This is a genomic window from Photorhabdus akhurstii, assembly GCF_018448925.1.
Classification (GTDB): Bacteria; Pseudomonadota; Gammaproteobacteria; order Enterobacterales; family Enterobacteriaceae; genus Photorhabdus; species Photorhabdus akhurstii.
Genome location: NZ_RCWE01000032.1, coordinates 1 through 17037 on the forward strand (window position 1 = coordinate 1; position 17037 = coordinate 17037).

Here is a 17037-nt window from a genome sequence, read left to right on the forward strand (position 1 = left end):
GGGGTTGCCGCTGACCTGGGTATTACGTACCGAAGTCGGGAAAGGGCCGCTGGTATTATTGAAACTGAGAGGATTTACCCTGCCGAAAACCATTTTTGAGGAGAATAGGGGAAATAACCGGCCTGAGCTGGTGAGAAAGAGAAATAACGACAACTGGATGACAGAATAATCGCTTATTTGACGGTATCAATCGGCGGCGATAAATGGCGATTATCCTCCGGTTATTATCAGATATCTAATGGGGTTCAGTGATTCATCCGATAGTTAATATTTTGTAATCATATCATCATGATATTCCTATTTATCTTTAATGCTTTGTGATGAGGCAGGATAATCGCTGCCTCTGAATCAGAGGAAGGCTATTATCGATGAAATTATTCTCAATAATGAAATCTATTCTCATTCGCATAACATAATTGAGAATCATTCTTTTCTACGCATGTTTGAGTGTTTATAATGGTAGGTGTTAATCATGATAGTGGAATAATGCATGTGTTGTATTTTTTGTTTTTGCAAGATATTGATAATAGTATAGAAATATATTTTATTATCATGATTTTGAAACGAATAAATATTAGAATAATTAGCCGATATCATATTGTTGAAATTAATGCGACATATTTATATCAACAAATTACATTCCGTTTAAGATTGGTTTAAATATGCTGAATTTTGCCGTTGGTATTAAACAAATTGTGCTATTTGATAAAAAAATACTTGATTTTAATATGCACCCTTGAGGAGAATCAGATTATTCAGTTGTGGTGAATGCTATTACTGAATCTATTAATTGCAGTTGTCTGTCAGGCTTGTGCGATTATTTTATTCCGGTTAACCATTTCGTCAGGAAATGCCGGTGTCAAATTTATTGTTCCCTGAATTTATCAGGGTTAACAACCGAAGCGTTATTCGGTTGGGGTTTTAATCACGTCGCCAATATTCACGGATATTGGGCGGCATTACCCGTTTGACAATAGAGGAATCATAAGCATGGCAATCCCTGCGTATTTATGGTTGAAAGATGACGGCGGCGCCGACATCAAAGGCTCGGTGGATGTACATAACCGGGAAGGCAGTATCGAAGTGGTGGCGCTGGAACATTCGCTGCATATCCCGACGGATAACAATACCGGCAAGTTGACCGGTACTCGTGTGCATGCGCCGCTGGTGTTTACCAAAGAAATGGATGCATCCAGTCCGTATCTGTATAAGGCGGTGACGACAGGTCAGACCCTGAAATCGGCGGAATTCAAGTGGTACCAAATTGATGATGCCGGTCAGGAGAAAGTTTATTTCATCACTCATCTGAACAATGTGAAGGTGGTGAAAGTGGCGCCGCTGATGCATGACATCAAAGATCCTACCAAGGAGAAGCACAACCATCTGGAACGTGTTGAGCTTCGTTACGAGAAAATCACCTGGACGTACAAAGACGGCAACATTATTCACTCTGATGCGTGGAATGAGCGTAATCAGGCGTAATGAGTTGATGGTCTGAGTACGAGGGGATATCAGCTCGAATAATCTCACAGGCATCGTGTTGTTGCGGTGCCTGTTAAATGGGAAACCGAGCGGGATGACCTTTACTAGATAAATAAATTTTACCGAGGGCTATGCATGTAGCGCGGTGGAATTTAGGAAATACCTAATGATTTAAGGTGTTTCTTCAAAGAACCAGGAGATGTTGTTATGAATGAACCATTATGTTGGACATGTGAGTCCATCGGACCGGCGTTGCTGCCGGTGCGCTATACCGTGGTGCCTGATAATGTTTCGGAAACCTTGCCGGCGTGGGCGGAAACGCCAGAACCTTCTGCGCCGGGCTATCATTATGCGCTGCGGGCCTTACGGCAGGGGTTTTTGTATGTCTATTACGCTAGTGCCGGATTAGATGAACTGGATAGTTGGGATACCTGGAGTGTCAGCGAGGATGGCGCATTGTGGCAAAATCTGAGTGCGCCTTTTGGTGTCTTGCCCCAGAAAACCTCAGATTGTTATGTACCGACTCATCAGAGCGCTAATGTGGAATTTATTGCGCTAAGGGATATGGCCTTGTATACGGAGACCTGGCTGGCTTTCTCTCCCTCAATGTGGAGCCAGGAGACCATCAAGTATTATCACAACAATCGCGCAGCGCGGGAAAAGCGGATGCAGTGCGTGAAACCGTGGCAGTGGCGCGGGGTGCCGGAAGGGGTGGGGATTGCTCAGGCGACGGTAGAAAACTTGAATGGGGTCATCGATTACTGTCTGGGCGACAACGACTCCGGCAAATATGTGCTGCCTTGCAACCGGAAAGTGTCGCGTATCAGTCGGACATTAGAAGAGGCGCCCTACTACGAAATTTATCACGGTGCGTTGAGGCCGAAGAGCACCTTGTATCCGTGGAGCAGCAAGCGAGCGGGATGTGCGGACATTACGGTCAGGGCGATGCAAAAGCGGGGGCTGGCAAAAGATGGCACGCCGGTATCGCCGGTGTTAATAGCGTTGCATGATCCGATAGGGATAGCGCATGAGTTAGCGGGTTGGAGTGATGATATCGCCGGGGCGCATAAAACCTTTGTGGATGAATTGTCGATCGAATTTATGACTGACAGTTCACTGAATGGTGTGGAGAATCAACTGCATAAATTGAAAGCCGCAGGTGTGCAAGGGCAGGTTGATAAAGCGCTTGAAGTCACTCAGCAGGAGGAGTACAAGGCTTTTTCCGATCAGCAGAAGGCTAAACTTAGAGAGTATGTTACTCGTGACATGGTGGAAGCGAATGAGCAATCTGTTGCCCGCGATTGGAAAAAATATACCGCAGAGCTGAATCTGGCTAAACGACTGGCATTTAACCAATGTTATGCCGATCTTTGCACCAACGTGGCGAAAGAGCTGGAACAACTGGCTCAGTTGAGGGTGAGCTGGCTAAAACAGAGTGGGTTTATTACCTGTTGTCAGGATTTTCATTCCACCCGGCTGGAGGACAACCTCAATTATCGTGAGGCGGTGGATTATTCCATCGCTTCGCTTAACGTGACCGAAACTGGTTGTGCATATTTAGATACCTTAATTGACGAATATTCTGCGCTGTCGCCGCAAAATATTATCTGGCGCTCGTTATTGCTGAATAACCCGGAAGTGATGAAAGAGATGGACGGGTTCTTACAGAAGATGAAGCTGAATAAGGATAACCATCAACCGGCGGCTCCTTCGGATTTTATGAAAGCGGTGTCAGATCTGAGCGGGAAACTGATTGAAGCCTACGATAAAGCGAATGAAGCGCTGGAAAAGCCACCAAGATCCGACAGCACCTTTGCCCGTGCCATGCTGCATTGTGACCGGCGACTGGTCACGCTGGGGGATCGGTTCTTGAATTTTACTCGCTTGGGAAAAGTGTTGGATAGCATGAATGAAATGCTGAGTAAAACGCTGTTATCGGTGATTTCAGGTGTGCCGCTTGATCAGGTGGTTGAATTATCGGTATCACAACTTAAGGAGGGTAATGCGTTTCGGCGGCAGGTGTTGGAACAGCTTAAGAAGCCGGGAGTGAAAGTTCGTCTTGAAGCTGAAAATAATTATGAGTGTAATTTTAAGGAATTTGCTCGAAGCGCCAAAGGAGAGCCGGTATTAAAAAAATCCCGGATTAAATGGTTAGTTTTGGCTTCCAATGTCTTGGAGTTTTCCAATCAGCTACAAGAGAGCAAAGGGGATGTTAAGAGCCAAACGCAGGTGACCTCTGCGTTTTTAAGTACATTAAGTACGGCGATGGAGATTGTAGAGCCAATAGTTAAGCACGGAATGGAAAATGTGATTGCTGCCAACACCATTAAGTTTATTGGGGCGAGTGCGGGAATGCTCTCTTCTGCATTAAATCTGGGGGTAGATGCCAGTGACCTTTATTCTGAATTGCATGGCAGAGGTCGCTGGCAATTTATTGGCCTTTACGGTCTTAAAAGTGCTTATGAGTTTATGCAGTTAGTAAAAGCATTAAATGGTTTATTAGAAGTTTTAATTGATAGAGCATTACTTTCTTCTAAAAATTTATTTGTTGAGGGGGTAGCAAAGCTTTTAGCGTGGGAAACTCTTGCTTGGTTGTGTACTTGGGAGGCGATGCTGTTAATTTTTGCGGTTGAAGCGTTGGTGACGTATTTTTCTGATAATGATTTACAAAAATGGTGCCGGAGTTGTGTTTTTGGTTTGGAACCAGCGAAGAATTTGCAATCCACGCAATGGATTTACCCTGAATCACAGAAAGATAAGTTGTGTGAAGAACAACGTAACAGTCTTGCTAATGCAATTAAGGACGGCATATGAGTACCTATCGTTCTTTTAAAGAGGCCATTGATTTTGAGGAAATAAAAAGTCAGAGAAGACGTCTTGATACACGAATATCAGTTAAAAGAGAAGTAATGATTCCGCGTTATCCTGAAGATAGAGAAGAAATAGAAAAAGCCATTGCGGAGATTCAAGCCAAAATCCCTGAACTGGATGCAATATTGGCAAAAAAGCCACCGCCACCGGAATTACCGCCGGGTAAGCCATTAATCAAAGTGAGCGGTGTATTGGAAGAGTTCGAAACTCTGTGTGTAATTGGTTATTTTACCGATCGTGAATATGATCCGGTTGCCTTTGCCCGTCAGGAGGAACGGGAGTTGTATGCAGGGCTATTAATGTCGTTGGCAGGAAATACTTCGGGGTCTAATTCGTCAACCAACGTTCGGAAGCGTGATGTCTGTGATTTTGTGCGGGGGAAAATCAATGGCATCCCATTCCACGGCTGGTTAGGATTTACGGTAGCCAAAGCAGGTGATTATGTTGAATTAGCGGTAGCAGAGAAAGAAGGGCATTATGTGGTTTATGCCATTGCCCATCCCGGATTAAGGATTGTTTCTATGACGCCGCGTTGTAAGCAGGGGATTCATTCAAATGCCAAATATCAGATACGCGCTACTTGGTATTTTGCTTTACTGCTATTTTTTATATTTATGATACCGAGCCTTTTTGATGAACAAAACGGAGAAGATATTCTTGGTTATATAAAATGTATCGCTTCACTCTGTGGTTTGATGGCAATTGTCCTTTCACCGTTAATCTATTTTTCCTGTATGAGAAAACCTAAACCGACATTTAGGCTGGCTGAGGAGATTTTCACGGTATTGGGTTTCCCTAATCCTACGGAAATTAATCTTGAGAAATTCACAAAAAAGAGGTTGAAGGAGATCAAGGCTAATTCTCCCGACGAGCAATCCGATAAGGAGAGTGAAAGAGTTTTACCCGATAAAGATTGTTTTATAAGTTATTATTACTATTACTGATTCAAGTAATAGGATGGAGTAAAACAACTCAATTAAAGATTTACCGAGTAGTACTCGGAATTATCTATAACCAGTCGTATAGATATTAATAGATTGCTTACCTTTGGAAAATTCAGTCACGAATTATCCAATGTGAAGTTTTATATAAATTTATCTGTTTGATATGTAATGTTGTGTAAATTAGGGAGTTTTTGTGAATCAGATCTATAAAATAGCTTGGATAGGTTTGGCTATTAATGTGTTAACCTGTTTCGTCTTTCTGGCGGCTATAACAGTACTTAGTGCTGATTATTCTGTTCTCTCTTCTAGAGAGCAATATCTTGTTGATAAGTCATCAATAGTGAATGCTTTGATGGTGGTTTTTATTTTGCTGGAGGTGGTTAATCTATTTGTTATTCTCAAAATGCCAAAGTATGCAAAAATCAGCTCTTTTATTGTGTCGAGTTTTTTTCCATTTGGCGCGGTTTATTTTATTGGCTGTTTGTTGTCGATTCAAAGAGTTACGCTATCCCCATTCTCTGAATATCAAGGCAATAATAATGCTTCCGATTCCACTGTTTATTTTGTACGGGGAAGGTATCGGGAAAAAGCGTGTATTTTTGGTGGTTTGACGCTGGTGATGTTAATTCATGGCGCGATTAATATTTGTATGATGATAGCGGCGATGCATTTCGTTTCATATCGTAAAACAGAAGATCGCTGTTTCTTTGCCGAGAAAGAGGATGGTTTTTTGTTAACACCGACCGCCTTGAGTAAAACTATTTTCTTGCCTTATGGATGTATTAATAAGGTTGAGGAACGTGAAAATAGTGTGCTGGTCGCTGTTTATTTAAATCAGAAAATCGATCTCGTATTTTCGAAGAAATTTATTGCCAGAGAAGATCTGGTAAAAATCATCGAGTCTCTTTCACGGGCGGCATCTAATAATCAAGGCAATATTATCACCTTGGAAATGTGAAAAATTTACTCTTAATAATATAGGGACTGTGATGTTTAAAGGCGTTATTCGCTTGAGTAATAAGCTCAATAGCGACGGTGAAGTTATTTCTGTCTCTTTATTAATGAGCAGGATTCCAGTGGCTGACAGAGATATTCAGCATTAAAGGAGAATATAAAGATGCTGCAACAGCTAATTGCGAGTTGTTTTGTTGAACGCGATGCGCTTGCAGAAGCACGGCAGAACGCGGCGCTGTGGGAAAACTGGTTGTTACCCATTAGTTCCGATGCGCCCACAGGTAATGATCCGGTCTATGAAGACGATTTTCAGCATATGCGGGAGGAGGTCAACAAAATCAGTGGCATTGATACCGCTCTGATTTGTCAACTGGCGGAAAGGTTGTTGACCACCAAATGTAAAGATGTCCGCGTGGCGACCTACTATGTGTGGGCCAGGCTGCATTGTGAGGGGGAGCGTGGTCTGGCAGAAGGGTTGGCGCTATTGGCCGGGCTGGTGGATCGTTTTGGTGAAGCCCTGCTGCCCAGTCGAGCTAGCAGCCGTAAAGCCGCGCTGGAGTGGCTGACCGGCGCAAAGATGCGGGACAGTTTATCTTGCTATCCAGAGGTCAATCGGACTGATTTTGACCACATTCTGGCGGCGTTGGTGTTGCTGGAACACTCATTTTCCTCTTGGGATGAAGAATCTCGTCCAAGCCTCGTTGGGCTGGCAAGAACACTAGAAAACCGGTTAGCTCAGTCCGGCGGCGTGAGTGCAGTGGTGCCGCAAACTGCCGCTCCGGCAGCGCCATCGGGCGGGCAGAGCAATGCGTCAGCGCCGGGTGAACCACCGGTATGGCGTCAGGTGCAATCTGGGCGTGATCTGTTGAATCAGGCGCGGGAACTGGTGCGTTATCTCAGTGATCAGCCTCAGGGCTGGCTCTCTTCCGCCCGGCTGATACGCAGTGTTCGTTGGGATACCGTACATCAGCTACCGCCACAGGATGCCGATGAGCGCACTCGTCTGGTGCCTCCCCGCACCGAATATCGCGCCCAGTTAAAGCGGCTCTACCGGCAACAGAACTGGCATGAGTTATTGGAGCAGGCCGAGCGCATGTTTGCGGAAGGGGTGAATCATTTCTGGCTGGATTTGCAGTGGTATCTCTGTCAGGCATTAAACCGATTGGGCTGCCCTTACGAAGGTTGGGCGGACATCATCAAACACGATCTGAGAATCCTGCTTGAACGGCTGCCGGGGCTGGAGAGTATGGCCTATAACGACGGAACGCCCTTTGCTGATGAGGTGACAACCGATTGGATAGCCCAACAGGTTCATGACAATCAGGCCGACTGGCAGTTTGAGCATTTACCGGCGCAACCTCGGCGCGATGATGATGTTTTGTCGCTGGAAGCGGAGGCGTTGCAACTGGCGGACAGCGACGGCATTGATGCGGCGTTACGCTGGTTGGGGCAATTGCCCGGCATCAATGGAGCGCGTCACCGCTGGTTACAACGTTTGCTGATGGCGCGGGTGGCGGAGCAATACGGCAAAAATGAAATGGCGCTGCATTTATTGACCGAGCTTGACGCCGATGAGCAATTCAATCTTGGCGAATGGGAGCCGGAGCTGATGTTTGAGGTAAAAGCGTGTCTGCTTAAGTTGCTGCGCATGAAAGCCCAACGCAGTGAACATGATAAGGCAAGGATGGCGCAACGGATGGAGGCTCTGCTGGCTGGGTTGGTGGCGATTGATCCGGTCAGAGCTTCGGTGCTTTGTGGTTGATGCTGTCTGTCCGGTGTAGGTGCGGTCATACACCTTTTCGACGAGTTTTACCCCTTTTTTCGTTTTTATAACAACCTTAAGAGTGATGATATGGATGATTTAATTCTCCGCTATTACGAAGCGGAAATGCACTATCTGCGTGAGGCGGGTAAAGAGTTTGCGCAGGCGCACCCGGATCGGGCCGCCATGCTGAATCTGAGTGACGATCGGGATCTCGATCCTTATGTAGAGCGATTGCTTGAAGGCTTCGCTTTCCTGATGGGGCGGATGCGTCAGAAACTTGATGATGATTTGCCGGAACTGACGGAAGGGCTGGTGAGTTTGCTGTGGCCGCACTATCTGCGCACTATTCCTTCACTCTCCATTGTTGAATTGGCGCCTGATTATCAGACTTTGCCAAAAAGTGAAGTGATCGCCAAAGGGTTTGAAGTGATATCTCAGCCCGTAGGGCCAAGCCAGACCCGCTGCTATTATCGGACTACCCGTGATATACCGATTACACCGCTGCATATCGCTTCTGCGACGTTGCAAAATGAAGCCGACGGCCGTTCAGTGATCCGTTTGCGTTTTGACTGCGGCCAGTTGACGGAGTGGGATAAGGTGGATTTGTCACGGCTGCCTCTGTATCTCAAAGCTGGCCGTCCGGTGAGTTCTGCCTTACATCTGGCGTTGACCCGACAGACTCAACACATTTACGCACGCTTGCCCAGTCGGGAAGGGCGTTCTCGTCTTGAGAATGGCTCTTTTTCCCCAATGGGATTCGACAACGATGATGTTTTGTGGCCGAAACAGGAGAGCGCGTTCAGTGGTTATCAATTGTTGCTCGAATATTTTACTTTCCGTGAAAAATTTATGTTTGTGGCGCTCAATGGTTTGGATTCGCTAGACATTCCAGCCAATACGCCTTGGTTTGAGTTAGATATCGTACTGAGTGAACCGTGGCCTTATGAGTTGAAATTTTCAGCGGAAAATATCCGATTGCACTGTGTGCCGGTAATCAATTTGTTCCGTGTTGAAGCTGATCCGATGCACATTTCGCGTATGCAAAATGAGTATCTATTGCGCCCAATGCGTATTCAGGATGGTCATACTGAAATTTACTCGGTGGATGAAGTCTCCTCTTCCCGACGAGGTGATGCGCAGTGTTTTGTACCGTTCAGTAGCTTTCGCCATCGGGGCGGCATTATGCGCAGTTCCGCGCCGGAGCGTTATTTCCATACTCGTGTATGTCGAGGCCCTTCGGGTTTGCACGATACCTGGCTGATCCTCGGTGGGGAATCGTTTGAGACTGACCCTGAGCTTGATGATGAAACCCTTTCACTGCGTATTACCGGTACCAACGGGCAGTTACCTCGTCAGGCATTACGTAACACCCAACTTGAGCAGACATTACACTCCGCCGCAGGCCAGCTGCGCGTAAGGAACCTTTGCTCGCCGACATTGCCCTGTTATCCCCCGGCGAACGATCGTTTCCACTGGCGGATATTGAGCCATCTCGGTTCTAACTTTCTTAGCATGATGGATAACCCAGAGGTGCTGCGCGGCACGTTAGGGCTTTATAACTGGACCGATGATGAGATGAACTGCCGCTGTCTGGACGCCATTGTTGGGGTGAAACACGCCTTAATCCAACGTTTTGAACAGGGCTTTCTGCTACGGGGCGTTGATATTGAGATAACCCTTAATAGCAACGGCTTCTCCGGCGAGGGCGATATTTTCCTGTTCGGTGAGCTGCTTAACCGCTTCTTCTCGTTGTATACCGATATTCATCTGTTTAACCAATTGACACTGGTCCTTCAACCTTCTGGGAGATGTTTGCGATGGCAAGAAAATCACAATCAGCGTATTCCCGGCTAATGCAGCAGCTGGCGCCGAATATTTACGATTTTAACTTTTATCGCTTCTGCCAGTTGCTAGAGAGTATGCGAGATGGATGCCCGCCGTTGGGCAGTACGATGTCGCCCGGTGATGATCCGATCCGTTTCCGGCCTGATCCCGGTATGGGTTTTCCCGCCGGTGAACTGAAAAATGTGGAGTGGGATGAGCAACAGCCTGAACAGCCACCGACAGTACGCACGACGTTTCTCGGCCTGTATGGCGTCGATTCACCGCTGCCCACCGCTTATCTGAACGATATCGTCCAGCAGAGTGAAGGCTATGAAGGCGTGGCGGACTTTCTGGATATTTTTAACCATCGAATGATGACCCAGTATTACCGTATCTGGCGTAAATACTCCTATCCCGCGACTTATGAACCGAGTGGTCAGGATGAAACATCGCAGTGCTTGCTTGGGCTGATTGGTTTGGGGATCACCGGCAGCCAGCAACATATTGCAACGCCGGTTTCTCGCTTTTTGGCCCTACTCAGCATCATGCGATTGCCGACCCGGATAGCGGAAGGGGTGATGGCGCTGGTTAAGCTGTTGGCTCCTCTCACGCAGGTACAGGTGGTTCCCCATGATCGCAGGCGAGTGCGGTTGACCCAACCGGTTCGCTTAAGTCGTCGCCATCCGGTTCAATTTTCTCAACGTCCAGTACTGGGCAACGTAGGGACGGATGTTAACAGCCAAATGGTGCTGGAGCTCTATACCGAAAATACCGATGAAGCGCAGGGGTGGTTACCGCAGGGGGAACTGCATACCGACCTGTTGGTGTTGTTGCGTGTTTATCTGGGCTGGCGTTGCAGTGTGCGATTACAGCTCACCTTACCCAAATGGGTATTGCCGTCAGCGCAGTTGGGGAAACAGCGTGTTCGGTTAGGCCGAACAGGTGTATTGGGATTGAAACCGGGATCACAAACGGTTTCTGGCATGGTGAAAATTAATCTGGGGCACTATCAAGGGCTCTTACCGAGTTATCAATATAGGGAGGCCGAGAATGGCAGCTATCAATTTTAAATCCGTCATAATGGGCGGCATAGTGTGTTTGGTGACAGTTGGGTTAGCCGGATGTGGTCTGACACAGACCGTAACTGATGGCACGGTAGCTGTTACGCATTCCATTTTCCATAAGCAGGTGAAAATGCTGCGTCTGGATTTCACTGCGCGCAGCGCGCTTAACATTACCGGCGCGCAAACTCCGTTGAGCACGGTAATACGTGTTTATCAGCTTAAAGACAATAAAGCGTTTGAGCGTGCCAGTTATGCGGAATTGGTGAAAGGCGACAGCGAAGTGCTTAAGGCGGATCGGCTGGCGCAGCGGGATATCCGAGTGGCGCCGCAGGGGAGTGTGTCACTGGATATGCCGATGGAGAAAACGGCGCGGTTTGTTGGGGTTGTGGGGCTATTTCACACACCGGATGCCGCCAATAAGAGTTGGCGGTTGGTGATCAGACGTGATGAGTTGGATGCTGATAAACCACGCACCATCGAGTTGGATAAAGGCACATTGACATTGAATGTGAAGGGGTGATCAATGAAACATCTAAGACCTTCGCTTTACGAAATGTTGATGTTTAACTTTAACGGCGGGCTGGATCTCAAACAGATCGATGAACGAAATCAGGTGATTTTATCCGTGATGGATAATATGCAACGTATCCTTAGCAGTCGTGCGGGTTCTATTGCTCATTTACCGGATTATGGTCTGCCTGATTTCAACGTCATCTTGCAGGGGCTGCCCGCGTCGTCACAGGATCTGATTGCCACAATCGAACACACGTTGTTGACCTATGAGCCGCGTTTGAAACAAGTCTATATCACGTTATTGCCGCAAATTGAGCCGGGGCACCTGCGTTATGACATCAACGCGGAGCTGAAAGAGATAGGATTAGTACGTTTTAGTACGGAGTTTGTGCCGGAAGGAAAGGTATTAATCCGCCATTTACGTCAACAGGGCCATATAGATTAACCCCTCTGTTTCATTAGGCTAGCTTGCTGAAATAGTCTGATAAGGATAACTGTTATGACTGCGATATCGTCCGGTAACACGATACATACCGGGGATGATCCACGCGCATTGCCGGAATTCAGTGCGCTGAAAGAAGAAATAGGTAAATTGAACCATCCGGCTCGGCCCGATGTTGATTGGGCCAGAGTTGAACAACTTTGTCTGGCGTTGTTTCGATTAAATGGCGTAGAGCTACAAAGTGCCGCCTGGTACACATTGGCCCGAGCTCAACGCTCTGGATTAGCCGGTATTGATGAAGGATTAGCCTTGATTGATGGATTAGTGAGCCATCAATGGGCGCGGTTCTGGCCTCAACCGACTCATGCACGGATTGAAATTTTCGCCTGGCTGGTTGCGCGTTTACAGCAGGTATTGCGCACTTGCGTCTTCTCTTATCTTGACTTGCCGCTCATTTACCGCGTGGAAAAGGTGCTTGAACAGTTGTGCGAGGTGCTTCAACGTCTGGAGCTGAAACATGTGAGTAAACTCGACAGCCTGCGTGTACAGCTTCACAACAGCGCCCGGCGATTAGAGTGTCTGGAGCAGGAAAAGGGCGCTGTACCGGTATCTCTCGCCTCGGCGCAGCCTGTTGAAGATGATGCTATTTTGCTGCTTGAGGAATCATCTGCGCCGCAACTGATCTATGTGGTACAGGAGACAACCTCATCGGTGCAACCGCAAGTCAAAGTCGCTCAGGTCTTGGCTGCCTCGCGCTGGAAAGCTTGGCACGGTTTTGTGGCGGGAGTTGTATTTTGTGCGTTAGTGGTGACAGGCGGTTGGCTGGTGGACAAGCTGCAACAACCGTCCCCATTGGTTGAGGCTTTGTTGGCGACGACCTATCCATTACCGCAGACACTGCTGCCGGCTCAACTTGCCGAATTACACCAATCGGACAACGCGGCGCTACTGAGCCGATTGCAGGATAAAACGTTGGATGCGAGTCGTGCGCAACTGACAAATTTAAACGATTTACCGGCCTTGTGGCCCTTGAATTATGGTTCTCATCTATTGCAACAGCTACGCACATTGTGGCCGGCCAGCCAGGCAGTACAGGATATGCAAAATCAGTGGTTACACCGGCGTGAAGCGGCGGCGCTGCCTATACAGGCGTTGGAAAATTACCATCAGGCTCAATTACGCCTGCAACATCTGACAGAACGACTTGACGCATTGGACGAGAAACGTGGTCGTTATCTTACCGGTTCTGAATTGAAGTCTATGGTGTTTGGTATTCGGCAACCGTTGGCGAGTACTCCGCCGTTAGAAGAATTGCTACGTCAACTGGCGGAACAAAAAAAGAGCGGTACCGTATCGCTGGCATTACTGATGCAAATTAACACCCGTTTTAATCAATTGCTGAATCGCTATTATTTGTTGTTGAAAGTAGGAGGGTAAGTTTGTGGAAAGAATATAAAGCAACTTGAATTTATATCAAATCTGATATAGTTTGTCGGTTTTGGTGTTAATTTAAGGCGGAGATGATGGAATTTAGAGTAACGAAAAACCCTTATGCTTCATCAAGCGATAATCCTAACGAAGCAAATGATAAACATATTCGCGCTCAATTAATGGTGATCATCCGCAAGATGATTCAGGAGCGTGGTTTAAGTCAGGTAAAAGCGGCGGAGCTTTTGGGAACGACTCAAGCGAGAATTAGCGAGATTATTAATGGAAAGCTGGAAAACCACACTATTGATAAATTATTCAATATGCTAAATCGGCTCGGTTGGAATTTTGAATTTAGTTATCATGAAGGTATGGTGACTGTCGCGGTAGATAAAATAATAAAAGTCGCGTAAATATAATAAATATCCGGTAAGACTTTTATTAATAAGCGAATTGTTTGTTATAAAATTAAGATCTAAACTATTCTGATAGAGAATGTTAAGAAATTATGATCTTTATATTTAATTCCTTTTAATAACGTTGCCGGAATATATCTTCTTGATTATATCTAATATAACTAATAATTATATTTTATAGATGAATCAGGAATATATTAAGCTGTCACATAAGCTGGCCGGTGATTAACTTTGGTATATCGCCGGTTTTAAACGGTCTGACATCCTGACAGTAAGAATATGTTATTAGAAGATGTATCATCAATCTATGCGGACAATGGGGTTAATTGGGCACATAAGCCTGTTTAAGAGATAGGTAGTAAAAGCTTTCAGATTTTCCTATATTACACGTCGTCCCATCTATCAATTGTCATTCCATGAAAAAATAACCTAACGGTTAATTCATAATATCTTATTTTCCAACCAATTGTAAATAAAGTGGTTATTACTGATTATTTATTTGATTCTCTGATTAGTCAGAAAAAGATGAATTTGTATAGCGGTATGATAAAGTATTTTGGTATTAATACGTTGTAGTAAATGTAACATTGTTATATTATTGATTTTTACGAGAATTGGTTAATATTTTTTGTAAATGCTGACAAAAACTGTCACTAGTTTGTGAATAATGCTTGTTAGGGGTAATCGTGTTTTTCCGTGAATAGCAATAATATATACCCTATAGATTTCAATATGCATCGCGACGGCAAGGGAGCGAATCCCCGGGAGCATAGATAACTCTGTGACCGGGGTGAGTGAGTGCAGCCAACAAAGAGGCAACTTGAAAGATAACGGGTATAAATAACGATAGGAATAGTTCAGATGAAATATGCCTTTATTACCGGTGCGACAGGAGATATTGGTTTCGCAATTACAGAAAGATTAGCTGAAGATGGCTTTGAACCAATATTATTATCGCGTACTCCTGAGCGTCTTGATAGTGCGATTGACAAGTTACGCAATAAATATGGTAGTCAATTTGCAAAGAAAATAGTTTGTGATGTTTCTAATCATGAAGATGTTAAAAAAGCGTTTGACCAACTAGAGCTTGAAGATAATAAGCTGGCGGTGCTTGTGAATTGCGCTGGCATTTCTGGTGGCGGTATTACTGCTGAAATAAGCCCACGAACTTGGCAAAATGTCATAAACATTAATTTAAATGGCACTTATTTTGTTATACATGAAGTTTTGAAAAGAAAATTAATGTCATCTGGCGGCAGAATTATCAATATTGCCTCCACCGGCGGAAAACAAGGTGTTATTCATGGCGCGCCTTATTCTGCTTCTAAGCATGGCGTTGTTGGCCTGACTAAATCATTAGGGCTTGAATTAGCGCGTAATGGTTCAGGTGTTACGGTTAATGCGGTTTGTCCTGGGTTTGTTGAGAGTGAGATGGCGGAGCGTGTCAGAGAGCATTACGCCAGAATTTGGGGCACTGATGTGGCAGAGGCGAAAAGAAGAGTAGAGGAGCGTGTTCCTATCGGAAGATATGTTGAACCTAATGAAGTGGCTGAAATGGTTGCTTATCTTGCATCCCCTCTCGCCGGGGCCGTAACCGCTCAAGCGCTTAATGTGTGTGGTGGATTAGGTAATTACTAATCATGGACGGTGTTTCTTTATCCTCTGATTTTTTTGATCTTTGGATTGTAAAAATCGACGATATTGATTTAGCTTCTATTGAACAGTTAATTCACCGTTCCGATATAGTTCGCCATAATCAAATTTGTTTAGCGGATAGAAGAAAAAAATTTATATTTAGACGGGCTGCATTACGTTATGTTTTAAGTCAGTATTTATCTGATTATGAAATCATAACGAATGATAACGGGAAACCTTATATATCCACGGAGCAAGACTTCAAATATTATTTTTCATTGAGTGCCTCAGGAAACTATTGTGCCATCGGTTTTAGCTCAAGGGAAATAGGTGTTGATATTGAAGTCACTCCTTCTAAGGTAAAATTTTCAGAAATTATTGAATCTTTTATTAAAGATGAGGAGCTGGAATATATGCAAGGTGTAATGTTAAAACAACGATCAGGAGTAAGTCCCGGATTTCATAATTATTATCATTTAATGTCATTATACTATTGGGTTAGACTTGAAGCATATATTAAATTATTTGCTTCGACTTTACATGAGAAATTATTGGCTAATAACCCTGATTCTGTTAAAGATATGAAAGAATTAGAAGCGAGCACATTATTGATTCATAATCAGCAATTTATTTGTGCCTTATCTCAAAAGAAGGTAATTTCTACACCAAATATCAAGGAAATAAACTATTCCGAAATTATAAGGAACAAAGATGAGTAATATTATTGACTTAAGTGTTCCTATAGATTGTGATTTTTGGGAACCTGAGAAAGTAACTAGGGGAATCGTTGATCATAAAGAGGGAGCCAATAAATTAGGTGAGAGTTATTTGTATTTCCATACCAGTTCATGGTGGAAAAGAGCCTTTGTAAAACTGTTTAAACGCAAAAAGTGGATCATTGATCACAATGATTTTCCTGATGGTATGGGATTATCACTGATGTATTATCAATTGACCACGCATACCGGAACGCATATTGATGCTCCCTATCACTATGGGTGGCATGAAGGGCAAGAGCGACCAGCAACAATTACTGACATTCCTTTGGATTGGTTTTATAGTCATGGCGTATTACTCGATTTTAGTCATGATAATCAGTCAATTGATAAACAGGCGGTAGAAAACCAATTAAAGAAAATTAATTATAAAATAAAAGAAAATGATATTATCCTTATTAATACCGGAGCTGATAAACTCCTGGGAGCAAAATCCTATTTTACTCACTATAGAGCGATTGAAAGTAGTGCTGTTCAATGGTTAGTAGAGCAAGGAGTAAAGATTATTGGGACAGATGCGTTTAGCTTTGATCGGCCATTCATAGAGATGATTAACGATTATAAAAAAACCGGGAATAAAGATTGCTTATGGCCATCTCATTTTATCGGACGGGATCATCCCTATTTACAGATAGAACGGCTTTGTAATTTAACCAGTATTCCTAAACCTTATGGATTTAAAGTGTGCTGTTTTCCAATAAAATTAGAGAAAGCAGATGCTTCATGGAGTCGAGTGGTCGCAATATTATAATAATAATATATAATTATAGGGTAAGACGGGGGAAATATGAGCAGAAAAGAGACTTCAAGATCATACAACTAAATCTAATAACTTGGGCATACCTTAGATGTTTAGAAAAGGTGCTTGAGGTATGAATTGTGCATGGCATGATTTACTTGTATCGAATCCGCAAAGATACAGC

Annotated in this window: 14 protein-coding genes; all 14 read left to right on the plus strand. The window is 44.7% G+C overall.

Annotated features, from left to right (window positions below; all coding sequences use genetic code 11):
- Positions 1-990 precede the first annotated feature (990 nt).
- Positions 991-1482, plus strand: a complete 492-nt coding sequence (locus EAE93_RS21265; RefSeq protein WP_036809569.1) for an Hcp family type VI secretion system effector — start codon at positions 991-993, stop codon at positions 1480-1482.
- Between the two features lie 207 nt (positions 1483-1689).
- The gene (locus EAE93_RS21270; protein ID WP_214040516.1) at positions 1690-4296 is read left to right on the plus strand and encodes a T6SS effector BTH_I2691 family protein; all 2607 of its coding nucleotides are present in this window, start codon (positions 1690-1692) and stop codon (positions 4294-4296) included.
- On the plus strand, positions 4293-5297 hold the full coding sequence (locus tag EAE93_RS21275) for a putative type VI secretion system effector (RefSeq protein ID WP_214040517.1): 1005 nt from the start codon (positions 4293-4295) through the stop codon (positions 5295-5297). Before EAE93_RS21270 ends, EAE93_RS21275 begins: the two co-directional genes overlap by 4 nt.
- Before the next feature lie 193 nt (positions 5298-5490).
- Positions 5491-6255, plus strand: coding sequence for a hypothetical protein (locus EAE93_RS21280; RefSeq protein WP_214040518.1), 765 nt, complete (start codon positions 5491-5493; stop codon positions 6253-6255).
- A 159-nt stretch (positions 6256-6414) separates the two neighbouring features.
- On the plus strand, positions 6415-8013 hold the full coding sequence (gene tssA, locus EAE93_RS21285) for a type VI secretion system protein TssA (protein ID WP_214040519.1): 1599 nt from the start codon (positions 6415-6417) through the stop codon (positions 8011-8013).
- A 90-nt stretch (positions 8014-8103) separates the two neighbouring features.
- On the plus strand, positions 8104-9870 hold the full coding sequence (gene tssF / locus EAE93_RS21290) for a type VI secretion system baseplate subunit TssF (protein ID WP_036809553.1): 1767 nt from the start codon (positions 8104-8106) through the stop codon (positions 9868-9870).
- Positions 9834-10910: a type VI secretion system baseplate subunit TssG gene (tssG, locus tag EAE93_RS21295; RefSeq protein WP_040153709.1), complete on the plus strand. Its 1077-nt coding sequence runs from the start codon at positions 9834-9836 to the stop codon at positions 10908-10910. Before tssF ends, tssG begins: the two co-directional genes overlap by 37 nt.
- Positions 10891-11424, plus strand: coding sequence for a type VI secretion system lipoprotein TssJ (gene tssJ / locus EAE93_RS21300; RefSeq protein ID WP_040153711.1), 534 nt, complete (start codon positions 10891-10893; stop codon positions 11422-11424). The genes tssG and tssJ overlap by 20 nt, the downstream gene beginning before the upstream one ends.
- Positions 11425-11427: 3 nt before the next feature.
- Entirely contained in the window at positions 11428-11862 is a 435-nt protein-coding gene (tssE, locus tag EAE93_RS21305; RefSeq protein WP_036809547.1) for a type VI secretion system baseplate subunit TssE, read from the plus strand.
- 54 nt (positions 11863-11916) lie between these two features.
- Positions 11917-13296: a VasL domain-containing protein gene (locus EAE93_RS21310; RefSeq protein WP_214040520.1), complete on the plus strand. Its 1380-nt coding sequence runs from the start codon at positions 11917-11919 to the stop codon at positions 13294-13296.
- Between the two features lie 86 nt (positions 13297-13382).
- Positions 13383-13700, plus strand: coding sequence for a helix-turn-helix domain-containing protein (locus EAE93_RS21315; protein ID WP_052105791.1), 318 nt, complete (start codon positions 13383-13385; stop codon positions 13698-13700).
- An 864-nt stretch (positions 13701-14564) separates the two neighbouring features.
- Positions 14565-15341, plus strand: a complete 777-nt coding sequence (locus tag EAE93_RS21320; protein ID WP_036809543.1) for an SDR family oxidoreductase — start codon at positions 14565-14567, stop codon at positions 15339-15341.
- 2 nt (positions 15342-15343) lie between these two features.
- The gene (locus tag EAE93_RS21325) at positions 15344-16057 is read left to right on the plus strand and encodes a 4'-phosphopantetheinyl transferase family protein (protein ID WP_214040521.1); all 714 of its coding nucleotides are present in this window, start codon (positions 15344-15346) and stop codon (positions 16055-16057) included.
- Complete coding sequence (locus EAE93_RS21330) at positions 16050-16865, plus strand: cyclase family protein (protein ID WP_040153717.1); 816 nt, start codon at positions 16050-16052, stop codon at positions 16863-16865. Before EAE93_RS21325 ends, EAE93_RS21330 begins: the two co-directional genes overlap by 8 nt.
- Positions 16866-17037 lie beyond the last annotated feature (172 nt).

Bases quoted from the DNA above. Each gene is read 5' to 3' on its own strand.
- EAE93_RS21265 (WP_036809569.1), top strand. From the start codon at position 991: ATGGCAATCCCTGCGTATTTATGGTTGAAAGATGACGGCGGCGCCGAC.
- EAE93_RS21270 (WP_214040516.1), top strand. From the start codon at position 1,690: ATGAATGAACCATTATGTTGGACATGTGAGTCCATCGGACCGGCGTTG.
- EAE93_RS21275 (WP_214040517.1), top strand. From the start codon at position 4,293: ATGAGTACCTATCGTTCTTTTAAAGAGGCCATTGATTTTGAGGAAATA.
- tssA (WP_214040519.1), top strand. From the start codon at position 6,415: ATGCTGCAACAGCTAATTGCGAGTTGTTTTGTTGAACGCGATGCGCTT.
- tssF (WP_036809553.1), top strand. From the start codon at position 8,104: ATGGATGATTTAATTCTCCGCTATTACGAAGCGGAAATGCACTATCTG.
- tssG (WP_040153709.1), top strand. From the start codon at position 9,834: ATGGCAAGAAAATCACAATCAGCGTATTCCCGGCTAATGCAGCAGCTG.
- tssJ (WP_040153711.1), top strand. From the start codon at position 10,891: ATGGCAGCTATCAATTTTAAATCCGTCATAATGGGCGGCATAGTGTGT.
- tssE (WP_036809547.1), top strand. From the start codon at position 11,428: ATGAAACATCTAAGACCTTCGCTTTACGAAATGTTGATGTTTAACTTT.
- EAE93_RS21310 (WP_214040520.1), top strand. From the start codon at position 11,917: ATGACTGCGATATCGTCCGGTAACACGATACATACCGGGGATGATCCA.
- EAE93_RS21315 (WP_052105791.1), top strand. From the start codon at position 13,383: ATGGAATTTAGAGTAACGAAAAACCCTTATGCTTCATCAAGCGATAAT.
- EAE93_RS21320 (WP_036809543.1), top strand. From the start codon at position 14,565: ATGAAATATGCCTTTATTACCGGTGCGACAGGAGATATTGGTTTCGCA.
- EAE93_RS21325 (WP_214040521.1), top strand. From the start codon at position 15,344: ATGGACGGTGTTTCTTTATCCTCTGATTTTTTTGATCTTTGGATTGTA.
- EAE93_RS21330 (WP_040153717.1), top strand. From the start codon at position 16,050: ATGAGTAATATTATTGACTTAAGTGTTCCTATAGATTGTGATTTTTGG.